A 16,963-nucleotide genomic window follows, 5' to 3' on the forward strand; every position below is an offset into this window, starting at 1 on the left:
CCTGGTCGCGCGTCCAGTACGCGCCGCGCCGGCCCGTCGGGCACCGGAAGGCCATCCCCGATCGGCGGGACCAACCCGGGATGCTCCAAACGGAGCAGGCCGTGCCGAGCGTGACTGGCCGAGCAGGTAGGGCCCGAACCGTTTCGCGCCCGTTGCACGCTCGCACGCGCGAGAATGGTGTCGGTGTAGGCGGCCAGCGGTGCGATGTTGTCGATTTCGCAGCGGGCACCGATGTCTCCGTCGGGTCGCACGAGGCAGCGCCCGCCGGACGATGGCACGGCGTATCGGCGGTGCCGGGCACCAGTGGGGTCCGGTACGACGTCGGAGTTGCCCGCAGGAGCTTGTGCGGCGATGACCGATGGCGTACCAAAGTGCCGCGACGGCTCGCCGTTGCGAGCGACCCGATACCCGCCGGAGATGTTCACTACGTGTGATACTGCAACGATGAGGGCGGCCGGTGTTCGTCGTGCAACGGATCTGGTGTTCGCGCCCACTGCTCCTCCGGCAACCGGCGGGCTGGTCGCGTTGGCTTGTCTTCGCCTGCTTGCCGGGTTGATCTGGCTCTACAACGTCGTCTGGAAGATGCCGCCGGACTTCGGTGAACGAAGCAATGGCGGCCTGTACCACTTCACGCATCTTGCGATCGAGCATCCGGTGTTCAAGCCGTTCAGCTGGCTGATCGAGCACGCCGTGCTGCCGTACTTCACGGCATTCGGTTGGGGAGTGCTGGTCGCCGAGTCCGCTCTGGCGGTGTTGCTGCTGACGGGTACGGCGGTGCGGTTGGCGGCGCTGATCGGAATCGGGCAGTCCGTCGCGATCGGGCTGTCGGTGGCCGAATCGCCCGGAGAATGGCCGTGGTCCTACGCGATGCTGATCGGTATCCACGTCGTTGTGCTGCTCGCGCCGACTACCCGTTACGCCGCCGTCGACGCTGTGCGCGCGGCGACCAACCCAATCGAGGCCCGATCTACCGCCCGGCGGCTACTCGGTGGGTGGGGGATCGCGCTGGGGCTGATCGGCCTCATCGGCCTTGGGCGCAGCCTTGGCAGCGGCCAACCCGCCAACGTCGGCATCAGGCCTTTGGAGTTCTCGCTCGGCGATTACAACGCCCGCGGCGCACTGTTGTTGATCGCGGTCGCCCTGGCGATGCTGGCCGCGGCACAACTCGGATTGCGCGTTCTCGCGGTCGCCGCCGCCGCGGTAGCAGCGGTCGCCGCGATCTCCATCTATCTGCAAATCGGCAGGGGCGAGGTGTGGCTGGGCGGGACGCTCACCACCGCAGCCGTTTTCGTGTGCGCCGCGGTGGTCGGGCTGGCGGCGGGTGCCAGGATGACACGGGTGAAAGGGGCGTAATGGTCGCACCGGAGGTCTTGCAGGACGTCGTTGCGATCGCCGCAGAACACGCCGAGCGGGTGGACGCCGAAGGTTCTTTCCCGGCCGAGGCGGTGAGCGCGCTGCGGACGTCGGGTCTCTTGGGCCTGGTGCTGCCCCGCGAGGTGGGCGGACTGGCTGCTGGCCCAGTGGAATTCACCGAAGTGGTCGCTCAACTTTCGGCCGCGTGCGGATCAACCGCCATGATCTACCTGATGCACGCGGCGGCTGCGGTCACGGCAGCAGCTGTGCCACCGGACGGTCTGCCGGATCTGTTGGCGGACATGGCATCCGGAAAGAAGCTCGGCACGCTGGCGTTCAGCGAGCGGGGTTCGCGTTCGCACTTTTGGGCGCCGGTGTCCACGTCGTCAGCCGATGGTGATCATATCGATGTGCGGGCCGGCAAGAGCTTTGTGACGTCGGCGGGATTCGCCGACGTCTACGTTGTGTCCACGGGTTCGACCAACGGTGTCCCCGGAGACGTTGACCTCTTCGCCGTTCCTGCCGACACGCCGGGCCTGGCAGTGTCGGGCACCTATGCGGGGATGGGTCTGCGCGGGAATGCGTCGGCGCCGATGTCCGTCGACATCCGCATCCCGGCCTCCTTTCGCCTCGGCGCGACGGGCGGCGGATTCGGCATCATGATGGAAACAGTGCTGCCGTGGTTCAACCTCGGAAATGCCGCTGTCTCACTGGGTTTGGCGACCGCTGCCACGACCGCCGCGGTCAGGCACGTCGGGAGTGCCCGGCTGGAACACCTGGGTGGAAGTCTCGCCGAGTTGCCGACCATCCGCGCTCAGATCGCCCGGATGGGCACCGCGCTGGCCGCGCAGAAGGCGTATCTGGCGCTGGCCGCCGGCAGCGTGGGGTCCCCCGACGACACCACATTGACACACGTGCTCGGCGTGAAGGCGGCGGCCAACGACGCCGCGCTGACCATCACCGAATCGGCAATGCGGGTCTGTGGTGGCGTTGCGTTCTCCAAGCAGCTGCCCATCGAACGCGCCTTCCGGGACGCTCGCGCGGGGGCGGTGATGGCGCCAACGGCCGATGCGTTGTATGACTTCTACGGCAGGGCCGTCACCGGGCTGCCCCTGTTCTAGGAGGTCACGTGGCATCTGAACCGCTCGTTATCGGGGCAGTGGCTTACACGCCCAACGTCGTCCCGATCTGGGAAGGAATCCGAAGCTACTTCCAGGAGCCCGAAACACCGGACAGCCACATGGATTTCGTGCTCTATTCCAACTACGGGCGGCTGGTCGATTCGCTGATCGCCGGCCACATCGACATTGCCTGGAACACCAACCTCGCCTACGTGCGGGCCGTGCTGCAAACGGGTGGGCATTGCACGGCACTGGCCCAGCGCGATACCGACGTGGACTACACCACCGTGTTCGTGGCACGCCCGGGCAGCGAGATACAGGCACCCGAAGACATTGCCGGGAAGCGCCTTGCGCTGGGGTCCGCAGACTCCGCGCACGCCGCGATCCTGCCGCTGTACTACCTGCGCCGGGCGGGGATAGCCGAGTCGGACCTGCAGCTCATCCGCTTCAACACCGACATCGGCAAGCACGGCGACACCGGCCGCAGCGAACTCGACGCGGTGGACGCCGTGCTGGCCGGCGAGGCCGATGTAGCGGCGATCGGCAGCTCGACCTGGGCAGCAATGGGCGCCGAGGAGCTGATGGGGGATTCGCTGGAGCAGGTGTGGCGCACCGACGGCTACTGCCACTGCATGTTCACCGCGCTGGACACCTTGCCCGCCGAGCGGTACCAGCCGTGGCTGGACCGGTTGCTGGCGATGAGCTGGGACAACCCCGAACACCGGACGATCCTCGAACTCGAGGGTCTACGGCGCTGGGTGCCTCCTCATCTGGACGGGTACAAGCCGCTGTTCGAGGCTGTCGAGGAGCAGGGTATCGACCCACGATGGTGATCTTGGATCTGATGCGCCAGGTGGGTGGCCTTGCGCAGGGAGCTACCGCCGAGGTCGCGGTCACCGGAGCCCGGGACCAGGAACTCGCTCAGCAGTGGTGTGCCCGGACCGGTAATTCGGTGGTGCGTGCCGACGTGGACCGCGCCGGAGTCGGCACCCTGCTGGTGCGGCGGGGGCACCCGCCGGACCCCGCCAGCGTGCTGGGCGCCGACCGGTTGCCCGGCGTGCGGTTGTGGCTATACACCAACTTCCACTGCAACCTGTCCTGCGATTACTGCTGCGTGTCCTCGTCGCCACAGGCCCCGCGCCGCGAACTGGGTGCGGACCGAATCGCCCGGATTGTCCGGGAAGCGGCGCAGTGGGGGGTGCGGGAGTTGTTCCTCACCGGCGGTGAGCCGTTCCTGCTACCCGACATCGGAACGATCATCCGCACCTGCGTCGACGCCCTCCCCACTACCGTTCTCACCAACGGCATGGTGTTCAAGGGCCGGGCGCGTGGCGCACTCGAGTCGCTGCCCAGAGACCGGCTCGCGTTGCAGATCAGCCTGGACTCGGCGACCCCTGAGCGCCACGACTTGCACCGAGGTGCCGGGACGTGGGCCAAGGCCGTTGCCGGGATCCGGTTGGCAATGTCCCTGGGATTTCGGGTCCGGGTGGCCGCGACGATCGCGGCGCCCGCACCCGGAGAACTGTCGGCGTTTCATAACTTCCTGGACGAACTTGGGATCGCCGGCCAGGATCAGCTGGTCCGGCCAATCGCATTGGAGGGCGTGGCATCCGAGGGGCTGATGCTCAGCCGCGAATCACTCGTTCCGGAGGTGACGGTTACCGCCGACGGGGTGTATTGGCATCCGGTGGCGGCCATCGACGAGCGGGCAATGGTCTCGCGCACCGTCGAACCGCTCACCCCGGCCTTGGATACCGTCAGTCGTCTGTTCAGCGAGCAGTGGGCGCGGGCTGCGGAGGCGGCTGCCCTGTTTCCCTGCGCGTAGTGCCCGTGGCATTGGCTATTTCGGCGGCTGTTGAACCCACCTGTTCATCTTCGATTGGTGCCTTTGTCTGGATGATCGACAGCAGTGCTGGCTGCGCCCGGCGCGCCGGAATAGAAAGTTTGTTTGTAGTTGACTCACAGTCGAGTCCGGCCGCGGGCGGCGGCCTCTACGGCGAGTGCTCATGCATCGACGCGCTCGGTGGCGAGCACGCCAAGGTGGCTGGCGTCGGCGCGGATGGGGCAGCGTTCACAGATGTTGGCATAGGGGCGGGCATCTTGGGCGGGGGCGCGCAGGTGTGGGCTGAGCAGCCAGCGCAGCTGAACGCTGGGCATCTCAACGTTCTTCCCTCGGGCGAGCGGGTGGTGCGAGTGCAGGATGGCAAGCCGGGTCTGGCGGCGCGCACGATCGCCCGCCGGTTGTCGACTACGCGTGGCCTGTTCTCCCACGTGGCGGCCTGGGTTGACGCCGGCGTGAGTCGCAACCGGTTGTGAGCAGCCTGGCCGCCCACCCCTCCCGTGCTCGGCGGGGCAAGCGGCCCCGGGCGTCGATCGTGGGTTGTTCGTGGCGTTGAAGCGGCCGCGGCGTGGTGAGCCGTTGTCTGCGGCCGGTCCGGATGAGATTCTCGACGGCGCTCGCGGTCGCACCGGGCTCTCGAGGGCGACCTAGGTGCGGCGAGATTGCCGCGCTGGTCGTGATCTCCGCCGAACCGCGACCGTAGTGGCACTCTCGCGGAGATCAACGGAGATATTCGCCGGTACACCCATCAGGCCTGGCCGCAAGCGGCCAGTACGAGCTCGCGCACCCGTGCCGCGTCGGCCTGCCCGCGGGTGGCCTTCATCACCGCGCCGACGATCGCGCCCGCGGCGGCCACCTTGCCGCCCCGTATCTTCTCTGCCACATCGGGATTGGCGGCCAGGGCTTCGTCGACGGCGGCCTGGGTCAGCGAGTCGTCTCGCACCAGCGCCAACCCGCGCGCCGTCATCACCGCTTCAGGTTCACCCTCTCCGGCCAGCACGCCTTCGACCACCTCGCGCGCCAGTTTGTTGGACAGCTTGCCCTGCTCCACCAGCGCGATCACCTCGGCGACCTGAGCGGGGCTGATTGCCAGTTCATCCAGTCCGACGCCGGCCTCATTGGCCTTTTGCACCAGGAAGTTGCCCCACCACGAACGCGCCTCCTTGCTCGCCGCTCCGTGTTGGACGGTCTGAGCGACCAATTCGACCGCACCGGCGTTGACGAGGTCGCGCATCACCTCGTCGGAGATCCCCCACTGCTGCTGAATCCGCTTGCGGCTCAACCACGGAAGCTCGGGGATGGTTTGCCGTAGCTTATCGACAAGTTCGCGGCTGGGCGCCACGGGTTCGAGGTCGGGCTCCGGGAAATACCGATAGTCCTGGGCCGTCTCCTTGGCCCGGCCGGGGCTGGTGTAGCCGGATTCGTGAAAGTGCCTGGTCTCCTGCACGATCTCACCACCCGCCACCAAAAGGGCTGCCTGCCTTTGCATTTCGTAGCGAACCGCGACCTCCACGCTCTTGAGCGAGTTCACGTTCTTCGTCTCGGTACGGGTGCCGAATTCGGTGGTCCCGGCTGGCATCAGCGACACGTTCGCGTCACAGCGCATCGATCCCTGGTCCATCCGGACGTCAGATACGTCGAGCGCACGCAACAGGTCTCGCAACGCGGTCACATAGGCCCGGGCGATCTGCGGGGCCCGCTCGCCGGCGCCTACGATGGGTTTCGTGACGATCTCGATCAACGGCACCCCGGCCCGGTTGTAGTCGATCAGCGACGTCGTGGCTCCGTGGATCCGGCCCGTCTCACTGCCGATGTGGGTGAGCTTGCCGGTGTCCTCCTCCATGTGCGCACGCTCGATCTCGACCCGCCACGTCGTACCGTCCTCCAGCGGCGCTTCCAGATGGCCGTTGATGGCGATCGGCTCGTCATATTGGGAGATCTGGTAGTTCTTCGGCATGTCCGGGTAGAAGTAGTTCTTCCGGGCGAACCGGCACCACTCCACGATCTCGCAATTCAGCGCCAGGCCGATCCGGATCGCCGATTCCACCGCGACCTGGTTGAGCACCGGCAGCGAACCGGGGAGGCCGAGACACACCGGGCACACCTGCGTATTGGGCTCGCCGCCGAAAATGTTGGAGCAGCCGCAGAACATCTTGGTGGCGGTGGACAGCTCAACATGGACCTCGAGTCCCAGCACAGGATCGAAACGCTGGATGACCTCGTCGTATTCGAGCAGCTCAACACCGGCAACCGTCATAGCAGTCGATCCTAGTGCGGACGGAACGGACCTACCGCCTGGGGAACGTACGAGCCAACGCTGCCGCCATCTCCAGATATGCGCGTCTGCTCTTCTTGCTCAGCCGATCTAGTCCGATCTCTTTGCCCTGCTGCACGTGCCGATCGAACGGCAGCACCACGGTGGCGCCGACACGAGCCGACAGATTCTCGAGTTCCTTGGCGGCCAGTGTGCTCAGGCTGGTCCGTTCCACGTGGTTGACGGCAAGCACGGTCGATTCGAGCATTTTCCGATAGCCGTTGTGGCGCAACCAATCCAACGTGATCTGAGCTTTCTGCAGGGCGTCGATCGACGTACTGGTCACAACCACCAGGGCGCTGGACTCCGGTAGCACCGCCTCCATCACACCGGTCTTGAGAGTTTTCGGGCAGTCCACCAACACCAGGGAGTAGTGGCTGCGCAGGATCGAGTATGCCTTCACGAAGTCCTGACGACTGATGCTCCAGTGGCTGTGGGCGTAATCGGGTGGTCCAAGCACCTCCAACCCGGAACTGTTCATGTACGTGTGGGCCCGCACGTCGGCGTAGCGCGCGACCGATGCGTCGGTCAGCAGCTCGGCAATGCTCAGGTTGTTGCGACGACCGTGGCGGTATGCCAGGTCGCCGGCGTCGGTATCAACGGCGATGACCCGGTCCGAGCGCAGATTGGCGAAGGTCGAGCCGAGCGATTCGACTACCGCGGTCTTGCCGACCCCGCCTTTGAGGTTCAGCACTGCGATGCAGTGGGCGCCGCCTAACGGGGTGCGGATCTGGTCCCGCAGCGCGTTTTCGTGTGCCGCATCCCGGCCTGGTCCCAGGTCAAGCCCGGTGTAGTGGCGGATGAGGTCCCGCCACGTGCGGCGGGCCGGCGCCTCGGGTTCGATGGCGTCCAGGGCCGTGCCGCCCGGGATACGCTCGCGGCGTACCGGAAGCGCGGCACGTGCCGCCGGGTTCGACGGGGTGGGCGCTTCGCAACGCGCCGGGTTGCGGTTGTGCCGGGAAGTGCCGTGTTCTGGACGGAGCGGTTGCGGCACCGTGGCGGCTGCGCTGTCGGGGTTCACCCGCCAGGGCTGAGCCGGACCCCCCTGTGTCCGGGCCGGTAGAACGGGCCGCTCAAGGACTCCGCGATACGGACCGCGGTTGTTCATACTCGACGTATAGCCGAACCTCTGAAACGAAAAACCTGCCAGCCAGTGAACCCTGAGCTACCGGTTGACCAACAACGTCAGCCGAAGAAAGCGGCCGCGTCGTCGTAGCGGCTCTCCGGCACCAGCTTGAGTTGGCGTACGGCATCGGCCAGCGGTACCCGGCCGATGTCCTGCCCCCGCAGCGAGACCATCTGCCCGTACTCGCCCGCGTGCGCCGCATCGGCGGCATTGACTCCGAACCGGGTGGCCAGCACCCGGTCGTAGGCCGTCGGGGAACCGCCGCGCTGGACGTGACCGAGCACCGTCACCCGGACGTCCTTGTTGATGCGCTTTTCCACCTCCGCGCCCAGCTGCGCCGCGACACCAGTGAACTTCTCATGCCCGAATTCGTCAATCCCGCCTTCGCGCAACGCAATCGAGCCAGCAACCGGCTTGGCCCCCTCGGCGACCACGCAGATGAAATGTGAATCTCCGCGCTGGAATCGACGTTTGACGAGCCGGCACACTTCCTCGACGTCGAACGGCTGCTCGGGGATCAGCGTCATGTGCGCGCCTGAGGCCAGACCCGCATTGAGCGCGATCCATCCGGCATGCCGGCCCATGACCTCGACGAGCATCACCCGCTGGTGGGATTCAGCGGTGCTGTGCAGGCGGTCGATGGCATCCGTAGCCACCGTCAGGGCGGTGTCGTGGCCGAAAGTCACGTCCGTGCAGTCGATGTCGTTGTCGATGGTCTTGGGCACCCCGACCACCGGCACGTTCTCTTCGGATAGCCAGTGCGCGGCCGTCAAGGTGCCCTCGCCGCCGATCGGGATCAGGACGTCGATGCCGTTGTCGTCGAGGGTCTGTTTGATCTGTTCCAGCCCCGCCTTGAGTTTGTCCGGATGCACGCGCGCGGTGCCGAGCATCGTTCCGCCCTTGCTCAGCAACCGGTCGTTGCGGTCGTCGTTGCGCAGTTGCATGCGCCGGTTCTCCAGCAGTCCGCGCCATCCGTCTTGGAATCCGACCACCGACGAGCCGTAACGCGCGTCGCAGGTACGCACGACCGCCCGGATGACAGCGTTGAGGCCGGGACAGTCGCCACCGCCCGTGAGAACTCCGATCCGCATATTCTCATCTTGCCCTGCGCGCTGTTCCAGGGCGCGAGCAGTCGCAAAATCGCATAGAAACCTACGGTTTCATGCGATTTTGCGTCTGCTCACCTCAAATCGCGGTCGGCAAGGCACCGCGCGCGGCCTCGAAGGCCGCGCCCACCCGGTACAACCGGTCGTCGGCCAACGCGGGAGCCATGATCTGCAGACCCACCGGCAGCCCGTCGTCCGGCGCCAGCCCCGCCGGGACGGACATGCCGCAGTGGCCGGCCAGGTTCAACGGCAGCGTGCACAGGTCGAACAGATACATCGCCAGCGGATCGTCGACCTTCTCCCCCAGCCGGAACGCGGTGGTCGGGGTCGCGGGTGACACCAGAACGTCCACCGACCGGTATGCCTCGTCGAGGTCGCGGGCGATGAGAGTCCGCACCTTCTGCGCCTGGTTGTAATAGGCGTCGTAGTACCCGGCGGACAGAGCGTAGGTGCCGATCATGATGCGTCGCTTGACTTCCGGCCCGAAGCCGGCCGCCCTGGTCATCGCCATCACCTCTTCCGCGCTGTGCGTGCCGTCGTCGCCAACCCGCAGGCCGTATCGCATCGCATCGAACCGGGCCAGGTTGCTCGACACCTCCGATGGCAGGATCAGGTAGTAGGCCGGCAGCGAGTAGTCGAAGTGCGGACAGTCGACCTCGCTGACCTGCGCACCCAAGGACTTGAGCTGCTCGACGGCGGCCTCGAACGACGCGAGCACCCCGGGCTGGTATCCCTCACCGGTGTGCAACTGGCGCACCACCCCGACGCGCACGCCCTCGAGATCACCGGCCGCACCCGCTCGGGCAGCACCGACGACGTCGGGCACCTCGGCGTCAATGGAGGTGGAGTCACGCGGGTCGTGGCCGGCGATCACCTGATGCAGCAGGGCGGTGTCCAGGACGGTGCGCGCGCACGGCCCGCCTTGGTCCAGCGACGACGCACACGCGATCAGCCCGTAGCGAGACACCGTGCCATAGGTGGGTTTGACCCCGACGGTGGCGGTCAATGCCGCCGGCTGCCGGATCGAGCCGCCGGTGTCAGAACCGATGGCAAGGGGCGCCTGGAACGCGGCCAGGGCCGCCGCGCTGCCGCCGCCGGAGCCTCCTGGAACGCGCTCGACGTCCCACGGGTTACGGGTGGGTCCGAAGGCGGAGTTCTCGGTCGACGAACCCATGGCGAACTCATCCATATTGGTCTTGCCCAGAATCGGGATGCCCGCAGCCCGCAATCGAACGGTCAGCGTGGCGTCGTAAGGCGACTGCCAGCCCTCCAGGATCTTGGAGCCGCAGGTCGTCGGCATGTCAGCCGTGGTGAACACGTCTTTGAGGGCCAGCGGCACCCCCGCCAGCGCCGAGGGAAGCGGGGCTCCGGCGGCCACCGCCTCGTCGACAGCGGCAGCGGCGGCCAGCGCCTGATCGGCGGCCACATGCAAAAACGCGCCGTAACGGTCGTCGGTAGCCTCGATCTGGTCCAGGCAGGCCTGCGTGACCTGGACCGACGACAGCTCTTTGGCAGCGATCTTGGCCGCCAGGGTGGCGGCGTCGAGCCGGATGATGTCCGTCACTGGCTCTCCCCCAGGATCTGCGGGACGGCGAAGCGGCCGTCGACCGCCTCCGGCGCCGCTGCCAGCGCCTGTTGCTGGGTCAGGCAGGGCGCCGGCTCGTCCGGCCGGGTGACGTTGACGTCCTTGAGCGGGTTGTCGGTGGCCTCGACGCCGGTCACGTCGACGGCCTGGATCTGGCTGACGTGGCTCAGGATGGCGTCAAGCTGGCCGGCGAAACTATCCAGCTCGGTCTCGGTCAATGCCAGCCGGGCCAGTCGGGCCAGGTGGGCCACCTCGTCACGGGAGATCTGGGACACGAGCGAAAAGCCTAACGTGCCGCCACCGTGAAGCTGGCTTCACGTTCGCCGCCCAGCGTGAAGCCGGCTTCACGTTCGCCACCCGTTACCACCCAGCGGGCACCGGCCGAAATGCCACCAGCGCGTCGCTGTGCGACAGTGTTGGCCGTGCCTTCGTATCTGCTGCGCATCGAGTTGGCCGACCGACCAGGGAGTCTGGGGTCGCTCGCCGTCGCGCTCGGATCGGTAGGTGCCGACATCCTGTCTCTGGATGTCGTCGAGCGCAGCTCGGGGTACGCCATCGACGACCTGGTGATCGAACTGCCCCTGGGAGCGATGCCGGACACGCTGATCACCGCCGCCGAATCGCTGTCCGGGGTTCGCGTGGACAGCGTGCGTCCGCATACCGGGCTACTCGAGGCACACCGAGAGCTGGAGCTGCTCGACCAGGTGGCCGCGGCCACCGACAACGCGTCCAGGCTGCAGATGCTGGCGGATCAAGCGCCCAGAGTCCTGCGGGTGAGCTGGTGCACGGTGCTGCGCGAAGCCAACGGCACGGTGGAGCGGCTCGCCGGTAGCGGGGGTGCACCGGAAACGCGAGCCGACTCGGCGCCCTGGCTGCCGATCGAGCGTGCCCTGATGCTGGACGGCAGTGCCGAATGGGTCCCGCAGGCGTGGCGCGACATGGACACGACAATGGTGGCGGCACCGCTGGGCGACTCGCACACCGCGGTGGTCCTGGGCCGGCCCGGTCCCGAATTCCGGCCGTCGGAGGTGGCCCGGCTCGGCTACCTGGCCGGCATCGTCGCCACCATGCTGCGCTGATTGCCAACCTGTCCACACAGCGAATTCGCCACGATATATTGGAAGCGCCAACTGCCAGTACGAACGCATTGCCGGGATCCGCGCCGGACCGATTTCAGCAAACCAGCTCGAGACTCACCTGATGCAAAGCGACACTCCCGCAACCGATTTGCCCGCCATCATCACGACGGTGGCCACCAAGCTGCTCGGCGCCACCAGCAGCACCGCCGTAGCCAACAGCACCGAAGTCCTGGCTGAGCTCGTTCGTTACCTCGACGTCGACGTCAGCTTTCTGCGCCACAACGACCACAGCATCCGCGCCACCGTGTTGGTGGCCGAGTGGCCGCCACGGCCTGTTGTACCGGACCCCGACCCGTTGCACACCATCTATTTCGCCGATGCCGACCCGGTGTTCGCCCTCGCCGAGAACGCCAAGGAACCGCTCATCTTGCGTCCCGCATCGCAGGATGAGAAGTATCAGCAGACCATCTCCGAAGCGAGCGGCATTCCCGCCGTCTCGCTGGCTTCCATTCCGTTGCTGTCCGGCGACGTCACCACCGGAACACTGGGTTTCGTCAAATACGGCGACCGCAGCTGGAGCGACGGGGAGATCAACGCGCTGACGGTGGTGGCCACCATGTTGGCCCAGGTGCAGGCCCGGATCAGCATCGAGGATCAGTTGAGCTATCAGGCCAGCCACGACGATCTGACTGCCCTGCCGAACCGGCGCGCCCTGGTGGATCACCTTGACGAGCGCCTGGCTGCGGGCCAGCCCAGCCCGGTGACGGTGTTGGTCTTCAACCTCGACCGCCTCAAGGCGATCAACGATTTCCTCGGGCATGAGGCGGGTGACGCGTTCATTCGCGACTTCGCGACCGAAGCCGGCGCAGCGATGGAAGGGCGCGGGTTGATCGCCCGAACCGGTGGCGACGAGTTCGTCGTCGTACCGGAGGCGGTGACGGATCTCGCCGCCGCGAAACGGCTGGCCGAACATCTCAGTTCGCGGCTGACGGATCACGTCACCATCGGTGGCGAAGTCCTCAATCGAACGGTGAGTATCGGTGTGGCGACCGGCACCCCGGGCAAAGACTCGAGCCTGGACCTGCTTCGGCACGCCGACGACGCGCTGCAATGCACCAAAAGCGCTGGCGCGCAACGAATCGGTGTCATTTCCACCGACGTGATCAACCGGCGTAAGGTTCGCGCCGACATCGAGCTTCACCTACCGGGCGCGATCGAAACCGATGCGCTGAACGTTCTCTATCTGCCGGAGATCGACATGCTGACCGGCAAGATCCTGGCGGTCGAGGCGCTGGTCCGCTGGCAGCACCCGACCCGGGGACTGTTGCTGCCCGATGTGTTCATCCCGGTCGCCGAATCCCTGAATCTGGCCGGGGAACTGGGCAAGTGGGTGCTCAACGCGGCTTGTGCCGACCTGTCGCAGTGGCGCTCCGATGGCGTTGGTCTCGATGTCATGATGCGCGTCAACGTGTCCCCGGCCCAACTGGTGGCCCAGGACCTGGTGAACACCGTGAGCAGAACGGTCGGCAAGTTCGGCCTCACCGGTAACGCGATCGGGCTGGAAATCACCGAAAGCATGCTCATCCGAGACGTGGCAAGCACCCGGGCCACCTTGAGCGCGCTGACCGACCTCGGAATCGACATCGCCATCGACGACTTCGGCACGGGGTTCAGCGGGATGGGACTGCTGCGGACCTTGCCGGTAAGCACGTTGAAGATCGACCGTGGGTTTGTCGAGGATCTCGACGTCAGCGCCGACGATCTGGCCATCGTCCGGGCGGTCATGGGACTGGCCGAGGCACTCGATCTCAACGTCGTCGCCGAAGGGGTGGAGAGCGAAGGCGCGGCCCGGACCCTGCTCAAGGAGGGATGCGTGCGGGCCCAGGGTTTCTTGTTCTGCCGACCGCTGTCCGCATCCGCAACCCAACAGCTGCTCGCCGTGGGCTCGGTCAAAACCGGCCTGTAATGCGTTAGCGCGCCTGAGGTTTCACTACCGGATCATCGTCTTCCCACAGCAGCAACTGCCGCACCGCCGGACGCGGTCCGTAAGGCCGCAGCATCTGGCTGGCCGGCCGCGGCCGCACGCGTTGCGGCCACCAGAACCAGCGCCCCAGCAGCGCCGCGATCGACGGCGTCATGAAAGAGCGCACGATCAGCGTGTCGAACAACAGCCCGAGCCCGATGGTCGTGCCGATCTGGCCCAGCACTTGGAAACCGCTGAACAGGAACGCGCACATGGTGACGGCGAAGACGAGACCCGCTGAGGTGACCACCGACCCCGACCCGGCCATCGCCCGGATGATGCCGGTGTTGATCCCCGCCCCGACCTCTTCCCGGAACCTGGAGATCAGCAGCAAGTTGTAATCCGAACCGACGGCCAGCAGCAGGATCACGGCCAACGCCAGCACCACCCAGTACAGCTTGATCCCGAACATGTACTGCCACATCAACACCGACAAACCGAACGACGCACCCAGCGACAGCGCCACCGTACCGACGATGACCAGGGCAGCTACCAGACTGCGGGTCAGCGTCATCATGATCAACAGAATCAGGCTCAACGCCGCGATCCCGGCAATCATCAGGTCGTACGTGGCGCCGTCCTGGATGTCCTTGTAGGTGGCCGCGGTACCGCCGAGATAGAATTTCGCCTCGGACAACGGGGTGCCTTTGACCGCTTCGTGCGCGGCCTTCCTGATCGGGTCGATGTGCGAAATGCCCTCGGGTGTGGCGGGATCGCCCTCGTGAGTGATGATCATCCGGGCGGCCTTGCCGTCGGGTGACAGGAAGAGCTTCAGGCCGCGTTTGAAGTCGGGGTTGTTGAACACCTCCGGTGGCAGGTAGAAGGTGTCGTCGTTCTTGGCGGTGTCGAAGGCACGCCCGAGCGCCGTCGAGTTCTCGATGGCCGCGGCGGTCTGTGCATAGATGCCGGACAAGGTGGCGTAATTGGCCATCGTCAGGTCATGATTGGTCTCCTGACTCGCGATCTGTTGCGGGATCAGCGCCACCAGCTTGGGCTGCAACGCATCGAGCTTGTCCAGCGTGGCGGTGAGGTCCTCGAATCGTTCGCTGAGTTGGTCGACCCCGTCAAGGGCGTCCAGCACCGACCTGATCGCGAAGCACACCGGGATGTCGAAACAGTGTTTCTCCCAGTAGAAGTAGCTGCGGATCGGCCGGAAGAAGTCGTCGAAGTTTGCGATCTTGTTTCGCAACTCGTTGATGGTGGCGATGGTCTCGTGAAAACTCTGGGCCTCGCTGTGGGTGGTGGCCGCGAGCTCCTGCTGCAGGGTGTACTGCTGGCGGAGGATGTTGATGGAGTTCGACAGCTCACCGGCCTGCCTGAGCAGGTCGTCCGCGCGATCCCGTTGATAGCGCAGGTTTTCGGTTTGGTTCGCGCTTTGTGCGCTGATCTGAAACGCGAGAGAGGTGTGGTTGAGCGGGGTGCCCAGCGGCCTGGTGATCGACTGCACCTGCGCGATGCCCGGTTCGTGGAACACCGCCTTGGCCACCCGGTCCAGGATCAGCATGTCGGCCGGGGTGCGCATGTCATGATCGGTTTCGATCATCAGCAGTTCGGGTTCCAGGCGGGCGCGCGAGAAGTGCCGCTCAGCAGCGGCGTAGCCGACGTTGGCCGGCGCGCTGTTCGGCATGTACGGCCGGGTGTCATAGCTGGTCTTGTACCCGGGCAGGGTAAGCAGGCCGATGAAGGCCAGCGCGCACGCCACCGTCAGCACCGGTCCGGGCCAGCGGACGATGGCCGTGCCGATCCGGCGCCAGCCCCTGGTCCGCATCGCGCGTTTGGGTTCGAAAACCCCGACCAGGGCGCCCAGTGTCAGGACCGCCGGAGCCAGGGTGAGTGCGGCCAGCAACGCGACGAGAATGCCCAACGCCGCCGGAATCCCCAGACTCTGGAAATACGGCAGCCGGGTGAAACTCAGACAGAACACCGCACCGGCCACGGTCAGCCCCGAGCCCAGGACGATGTGGGCCGTCCCACGGAACATGGTGTAGTACGCGGTATCTCGGTCCTCACCGGCGCTGCGGGCCTCCTGGTAGCGGCCGACCACGAAAATCGCGTAGTCCGTGCCGGCGGCGATCACCAACAGGGTCAGCAGGTTGGTCGCATAGGTCGACAACCCGATGATGCCGGCGTTGCCGAGGAAAGCGACGATGCCGCGCGCGGCGGCCATCTCGATCAGGACCGTCACCAGCACCAGCAGCATGGTGAAAAAAGACCGGTAGACGAACAGCAGCATCATCGCGATGACGCCGACGGTGATGCCGGTGACCTTCGCTGTCCCCTTGCTGCCCACGTCGAACTGATCGGCGATCAGCGGGGCCGCGCCGGTGACGTAAGCCTTGACACCCGACGGAGGGGGTACGTGTTCCACTATTTCCCTTACGGCGCCGACGGATTCGTTGGCCAACGCCGACCCCTGGTTACCGGCGAGATTCAGCTGTACGTAGGCAGCCTTGCCATCGGTGCTCTGCGATCCGGCCGCGGTCAGCGTGTCGCCCCAGAAGTCCTGAACGTGCTCGACGTGCTTGCGGTCCTGCTCCAGCTTCTTGATCAGCGTGTCGTAATAGTGGTGGGCGTCGGCGCCCAGCGGTTGATCGCCTTCCAGGACGACCATGGCGGTGCTGTCGGTGTCGAACTCCCGAAACAATTGACCGATACGCTTCGTCGCCTGCAGAGACGGCGCGTCGGCCATGATCAGGGCGACGTTGTGGGTCTTGCCGACCTCTTCGAGTTGCGGAAACAAGGCGTTGGTCGTTCCGGCCAGCACCAGCCAGAACAGCAATATCGGCACCGACAGCCGGCGGATGGCGTGCGGAATACGCGGCGGTGTTTCGTTGCTCATCCGGATTTGTCCAAACAGAACGTGTAGGCGTAGGGAGTGTTGATGGTGCGTTCGTCCTTCACTGCTCCGTTCACGGTGATCCGGCAGCCGAGGGTACCGCCGCTTCCTTGTGCCACAACGTTTCCCAGCACCGCCGGCTCGGTGGTAGTGATGGTGAACGACCACGGCAGGACGGCATCGACCACCTGTTGCGGTTGGGCGTTGACATCCAGGTAGTTGATGGTCGCCACGGCGCCCGGGGCGCCGAAGACCTCGAGAACGACCTGCTTGGGATTGAACGGGACGATCTGATTGGAGACCCCGCGGCCGGTCGACGCATTCTTGCCGGCGTTGAACATGCCGTGCAGGCGGTAGATCGCGAGTGCCGCGGCCGCGAGGACGACCACGGCGACAATGAACATCCACCACCTCTTGACGAGGGGCGTAATCGAAATCCCCTGCACCCATTGACCTTTCAATGATCCGGCGCCGGCCACGGCCGAACCGCGCCGCAAGCGGTTGGCTATGACGGTACGTTAGTGAACCGTACCGCACAAGAGACGTGAGCGTACACTCATGCGAAAACCCCGGTGAGTCT

The 16,963-nt window shown here is 66.0% G+C and carries 14 protein-coding genes; 7 read left to right on the forward strand and 7 right to left on the reverse strand.

Going from position 1 to position 16,963, the window contains the following annotated elements:
* Positions 1-444 precede the first annotated feature (444 nt).
* The 5 genes from ACX9NE_RS17200 (at position 445) to ACX9NE_RS17220 (ending at position 4,790) form a co-directional block, all read left to right on the forward strand.
* Positions 445-1,353 carry an Rv1678 family membrane protein gene (locus ACX9NE_RS17200; RefSeq protein WP_459362896.1) on the forward strand — a complete coding sequence of 303 codons (909 nt, stop codon included), beginning with the start codon at positions 445-447 and terminating at the stop codon, positions 1,351-1,353.
* The gene (fadE16, locus tag ACX9NE_RS17205) at positions 1,353-2,474 is read left to right on the forward strand and encodes an Rv1679 family acyl-CoA dehydrogenase (RefSeq protein ID WP_459362897.1); all 1,122 of its coding nucleotides are present in this window, start codon (positions 1,353-1,355) and stop codon (positions 2,472-2,474) included. The genes ACX9NE_RS17200 and fadE16 overlap by 1 nt, the downstream gene beginning before the upstream one ends.
* A gap of 8 nt (positions 2,475-2,482) precedes the next feature.
* Positions 2,483-3,307 (forward strand): Rv1680 family SBP-like protein, encoded by an 825-nt coding sequence (locus ACX9NE_RS17210; RefSeq protein WP_459362898.1) that lies wholly within the window; start codon positions 2,483-2,485, stop codon positions 3,305-3,307.
* A complete protein-coding gene (locus ACX9NE_RS17215; RefSeq protein WP_459362985.1) occupies positions 3,304-4,299 on the forward strand; it encodes an Rv1681 family radical SAM protein in 996 nt (331 codons plus the stop codon). Before ACX9NE_RS17210 ends, ACX9NE_RS17215 begins: the two co-directional genes overlap by 4 nt.
* 119 nt (positions 4,300-4,418) lie before the next feature.
* Complete coding sequence (locus ACX9NE_RS17220) at positions 4,419-4,790, forward strand: hypothetical protein (protein ID WP_459362899.1); 372 nt, start codon at positions 4,419-4,421, stop codon at positions 4,788-4,790.
* A gap of 272 nt (positions 4,791-5,062) precedes the next feature.
* On the opposite strand, the gene gatB is transcribed toward ACX9NE_RS17220, so the two are convergent.
* From gatB to gatC, 5 genes are all read right to left on the reverse strand, one after another.
* Positions 5,063-6,571, reverse strand: coding sequence for an Asp-tRNA(Asn)/Glu-tRNA(Gln) amidotransferase subunit GatB (gene gatB, locus ACX9NE_RS17225; RefSeq protein ID WP_459362900.1), 1,509 nt, complete (start codon positions 6,569-6,571; stop codon positions 5,063-5,065).
* Positions 6,572-6,602: 31 nt separating this feature from the next.
* Positions 6,603-7,649 (reverse strand): MinD/ParA family ATP-binding protein, encoded by a 1,047-nt coding sequence (locus ACX9NE_RS17230; protein WP_459362901.1) that lies wholly within the window; start codon positions 7,647-7,649, stop codon positions 6,603-6,605.
* A 164-nt stretch (positions 7,650-7,813) separates the two neighbouring features.
* Positions 7,814-8,845, reverse strand: a complete 1,032-nt coding sequence (locus ACX9NE_RS17235; protein WP_459362902.1) for an ATP-dependent 6-phosphofructokinase — start codon at positions 8,843-8,845, stop codon at positions 7,814-7,816.
* A gap of 94 nt (positions 8,846-8,939) precedes the next feature.
* On the reverse strand, positions 8,940-10,424 hold the full coding sequence (gene gatA, locus ACX9NE_RS17240) for an Asp-tRNA(Asn)/Glu-tRNA(Gln) amidotransferase subunit GatA (protein ID WP_459362903.1): 1,485 nt from the start codon (positions 10,422-10,424) through the stop codon (positions 8,940-8,942).
* Positions 10,421-10,720 (reverse strand): Asp-tRNA(Asn)/Glu-tRNA(Gln) amidotransferase subunit GatC, encoded by a 300-nt coding sequence (gatC, locus tag ACX9NE_RS17245; protein ID WP_310785224.1) that lies wholly within the window; start codon positions 10,718-10,720, stop codon positions 10,421-10,423. Before gatC ends, gatA begins: the two co-directional genes overlap by 4 nt.
* 147 nt (positions 10,721-10,867) lie before the next feature.
* Here gatC and ACX9NE_RS17250 point away from each other — a divergent pair, with 147 nt between their 5' ends.
* Both ACX9NE_RS17250 and ACX9NE_RS17255 read left to right on the forward strand, forming a co-directional pair.
* A complete protein-coding gene (locus ACX9NE_RS17250) occupies positions 10,868-11,524 on the forward strand; it encodes an ACT domain-containing protein (protein ID WP_459362904.1) in 657 nt (218 codons plus the stop codon).
* A gap of 121 nt (positions 11,525-11,645) precedes the next feature.
* On the forward strand, positions 11,646-13,490 hold the full coding sequence (locus ACX9NE_RS17255; RefSeq protein WP_459362905.1) for a putative bifunctional diguanylate cyclase/phosphodiesterase: 1,845 nt from the start codon (positions 11,646-11,648) through the stop codon (positions 13,488-13,490).
* A 4-nt stretch (positions 13,491-13,494) separates the two neighbouring features.
* On the opposite strand, the gene ACX9NE_RS17260 is transcribed toward ACX9NE_RS17255, so the two are convergent.
* Both ACX9NE_RS17260 and ACX9NE_RS17265 read right to left on the reverse strand, forming a co-directional pair.
* Positions 13,495-16,386, reverse strand: coding sequence for an MMPL/RND family transporter (locus tag ACX9NE_RS17260; protein ID WP_459362906.1), 2,892 nt, complete (start codon positions 16,384-16,386; stop codon positions 13,495-13,497).
* Positions 16,383-16,829 (reverse strand): MmpS family transport accessory protein, encoded by a 447-nt coding sequence (locus ACX9NE_RS17265; RefSeq protein WP_459362907.1) that lies wholly within the window; start codon positions 16,827-16,829, stop codon positions 16,383-16,385. The genes ACX9NE_RS17260 and ACX9NE_RS17265 overlap by 4 nt, the downstream gene beginning before the upstream one ends.
* Between the last annotated feature and the right edge of the window lie 134 nt (positions 16,830-16,963).

Source organism: Mycobacterium sp. ML4 (assembly GCF_054515735.1).

Bases quoted from the DNA above. Each gene is read 5' to 3' on its own strand.
- ACX9NE_RS17255 (WP_459362905.1), top strand. From the start codon at position 11,646: ATGCAAAGCGACACTCCCGCAACCGATTTGCCCGCCATCATCACGACG.
- ACX9NE_RS17260 (WP_459362906.1), bottom strand. From the start codon at position 16,386: ATGAGCAACGAAACACCGCCGCGTATTCCGCACGCCATCCGCCGGCTG.
- fadE16 (WP_459362897.1), top strand. From the start codon at position 1,353: ATGGTCGCACCGGAGGTCTTGCAGGACGTCGTTGCGATCGCCGCAGAA.
- ACX9NE_RS17200 (WP_459362896.1), top strand. From the start codon at position 445: ATGAGGGCGGCCGGTGTTCGTCGTGCAACGGATCTGGTGTTCGCGCCC.
- ACX9NE_RS17235 (WP_459362902.1), bottom strand. From the start codon at position 8,845: ATGCGGATCGGAGTTCTCACGGGCGGTGGCGACTGTCCCGGCCTCAAC.
- gatB (WP_459362900.1), bottom strand. From the start codon at position 6,571: ATGACGGTTGCCGGTGTTGAGCTGCTCGAATACGACGAGGTCATCCAG.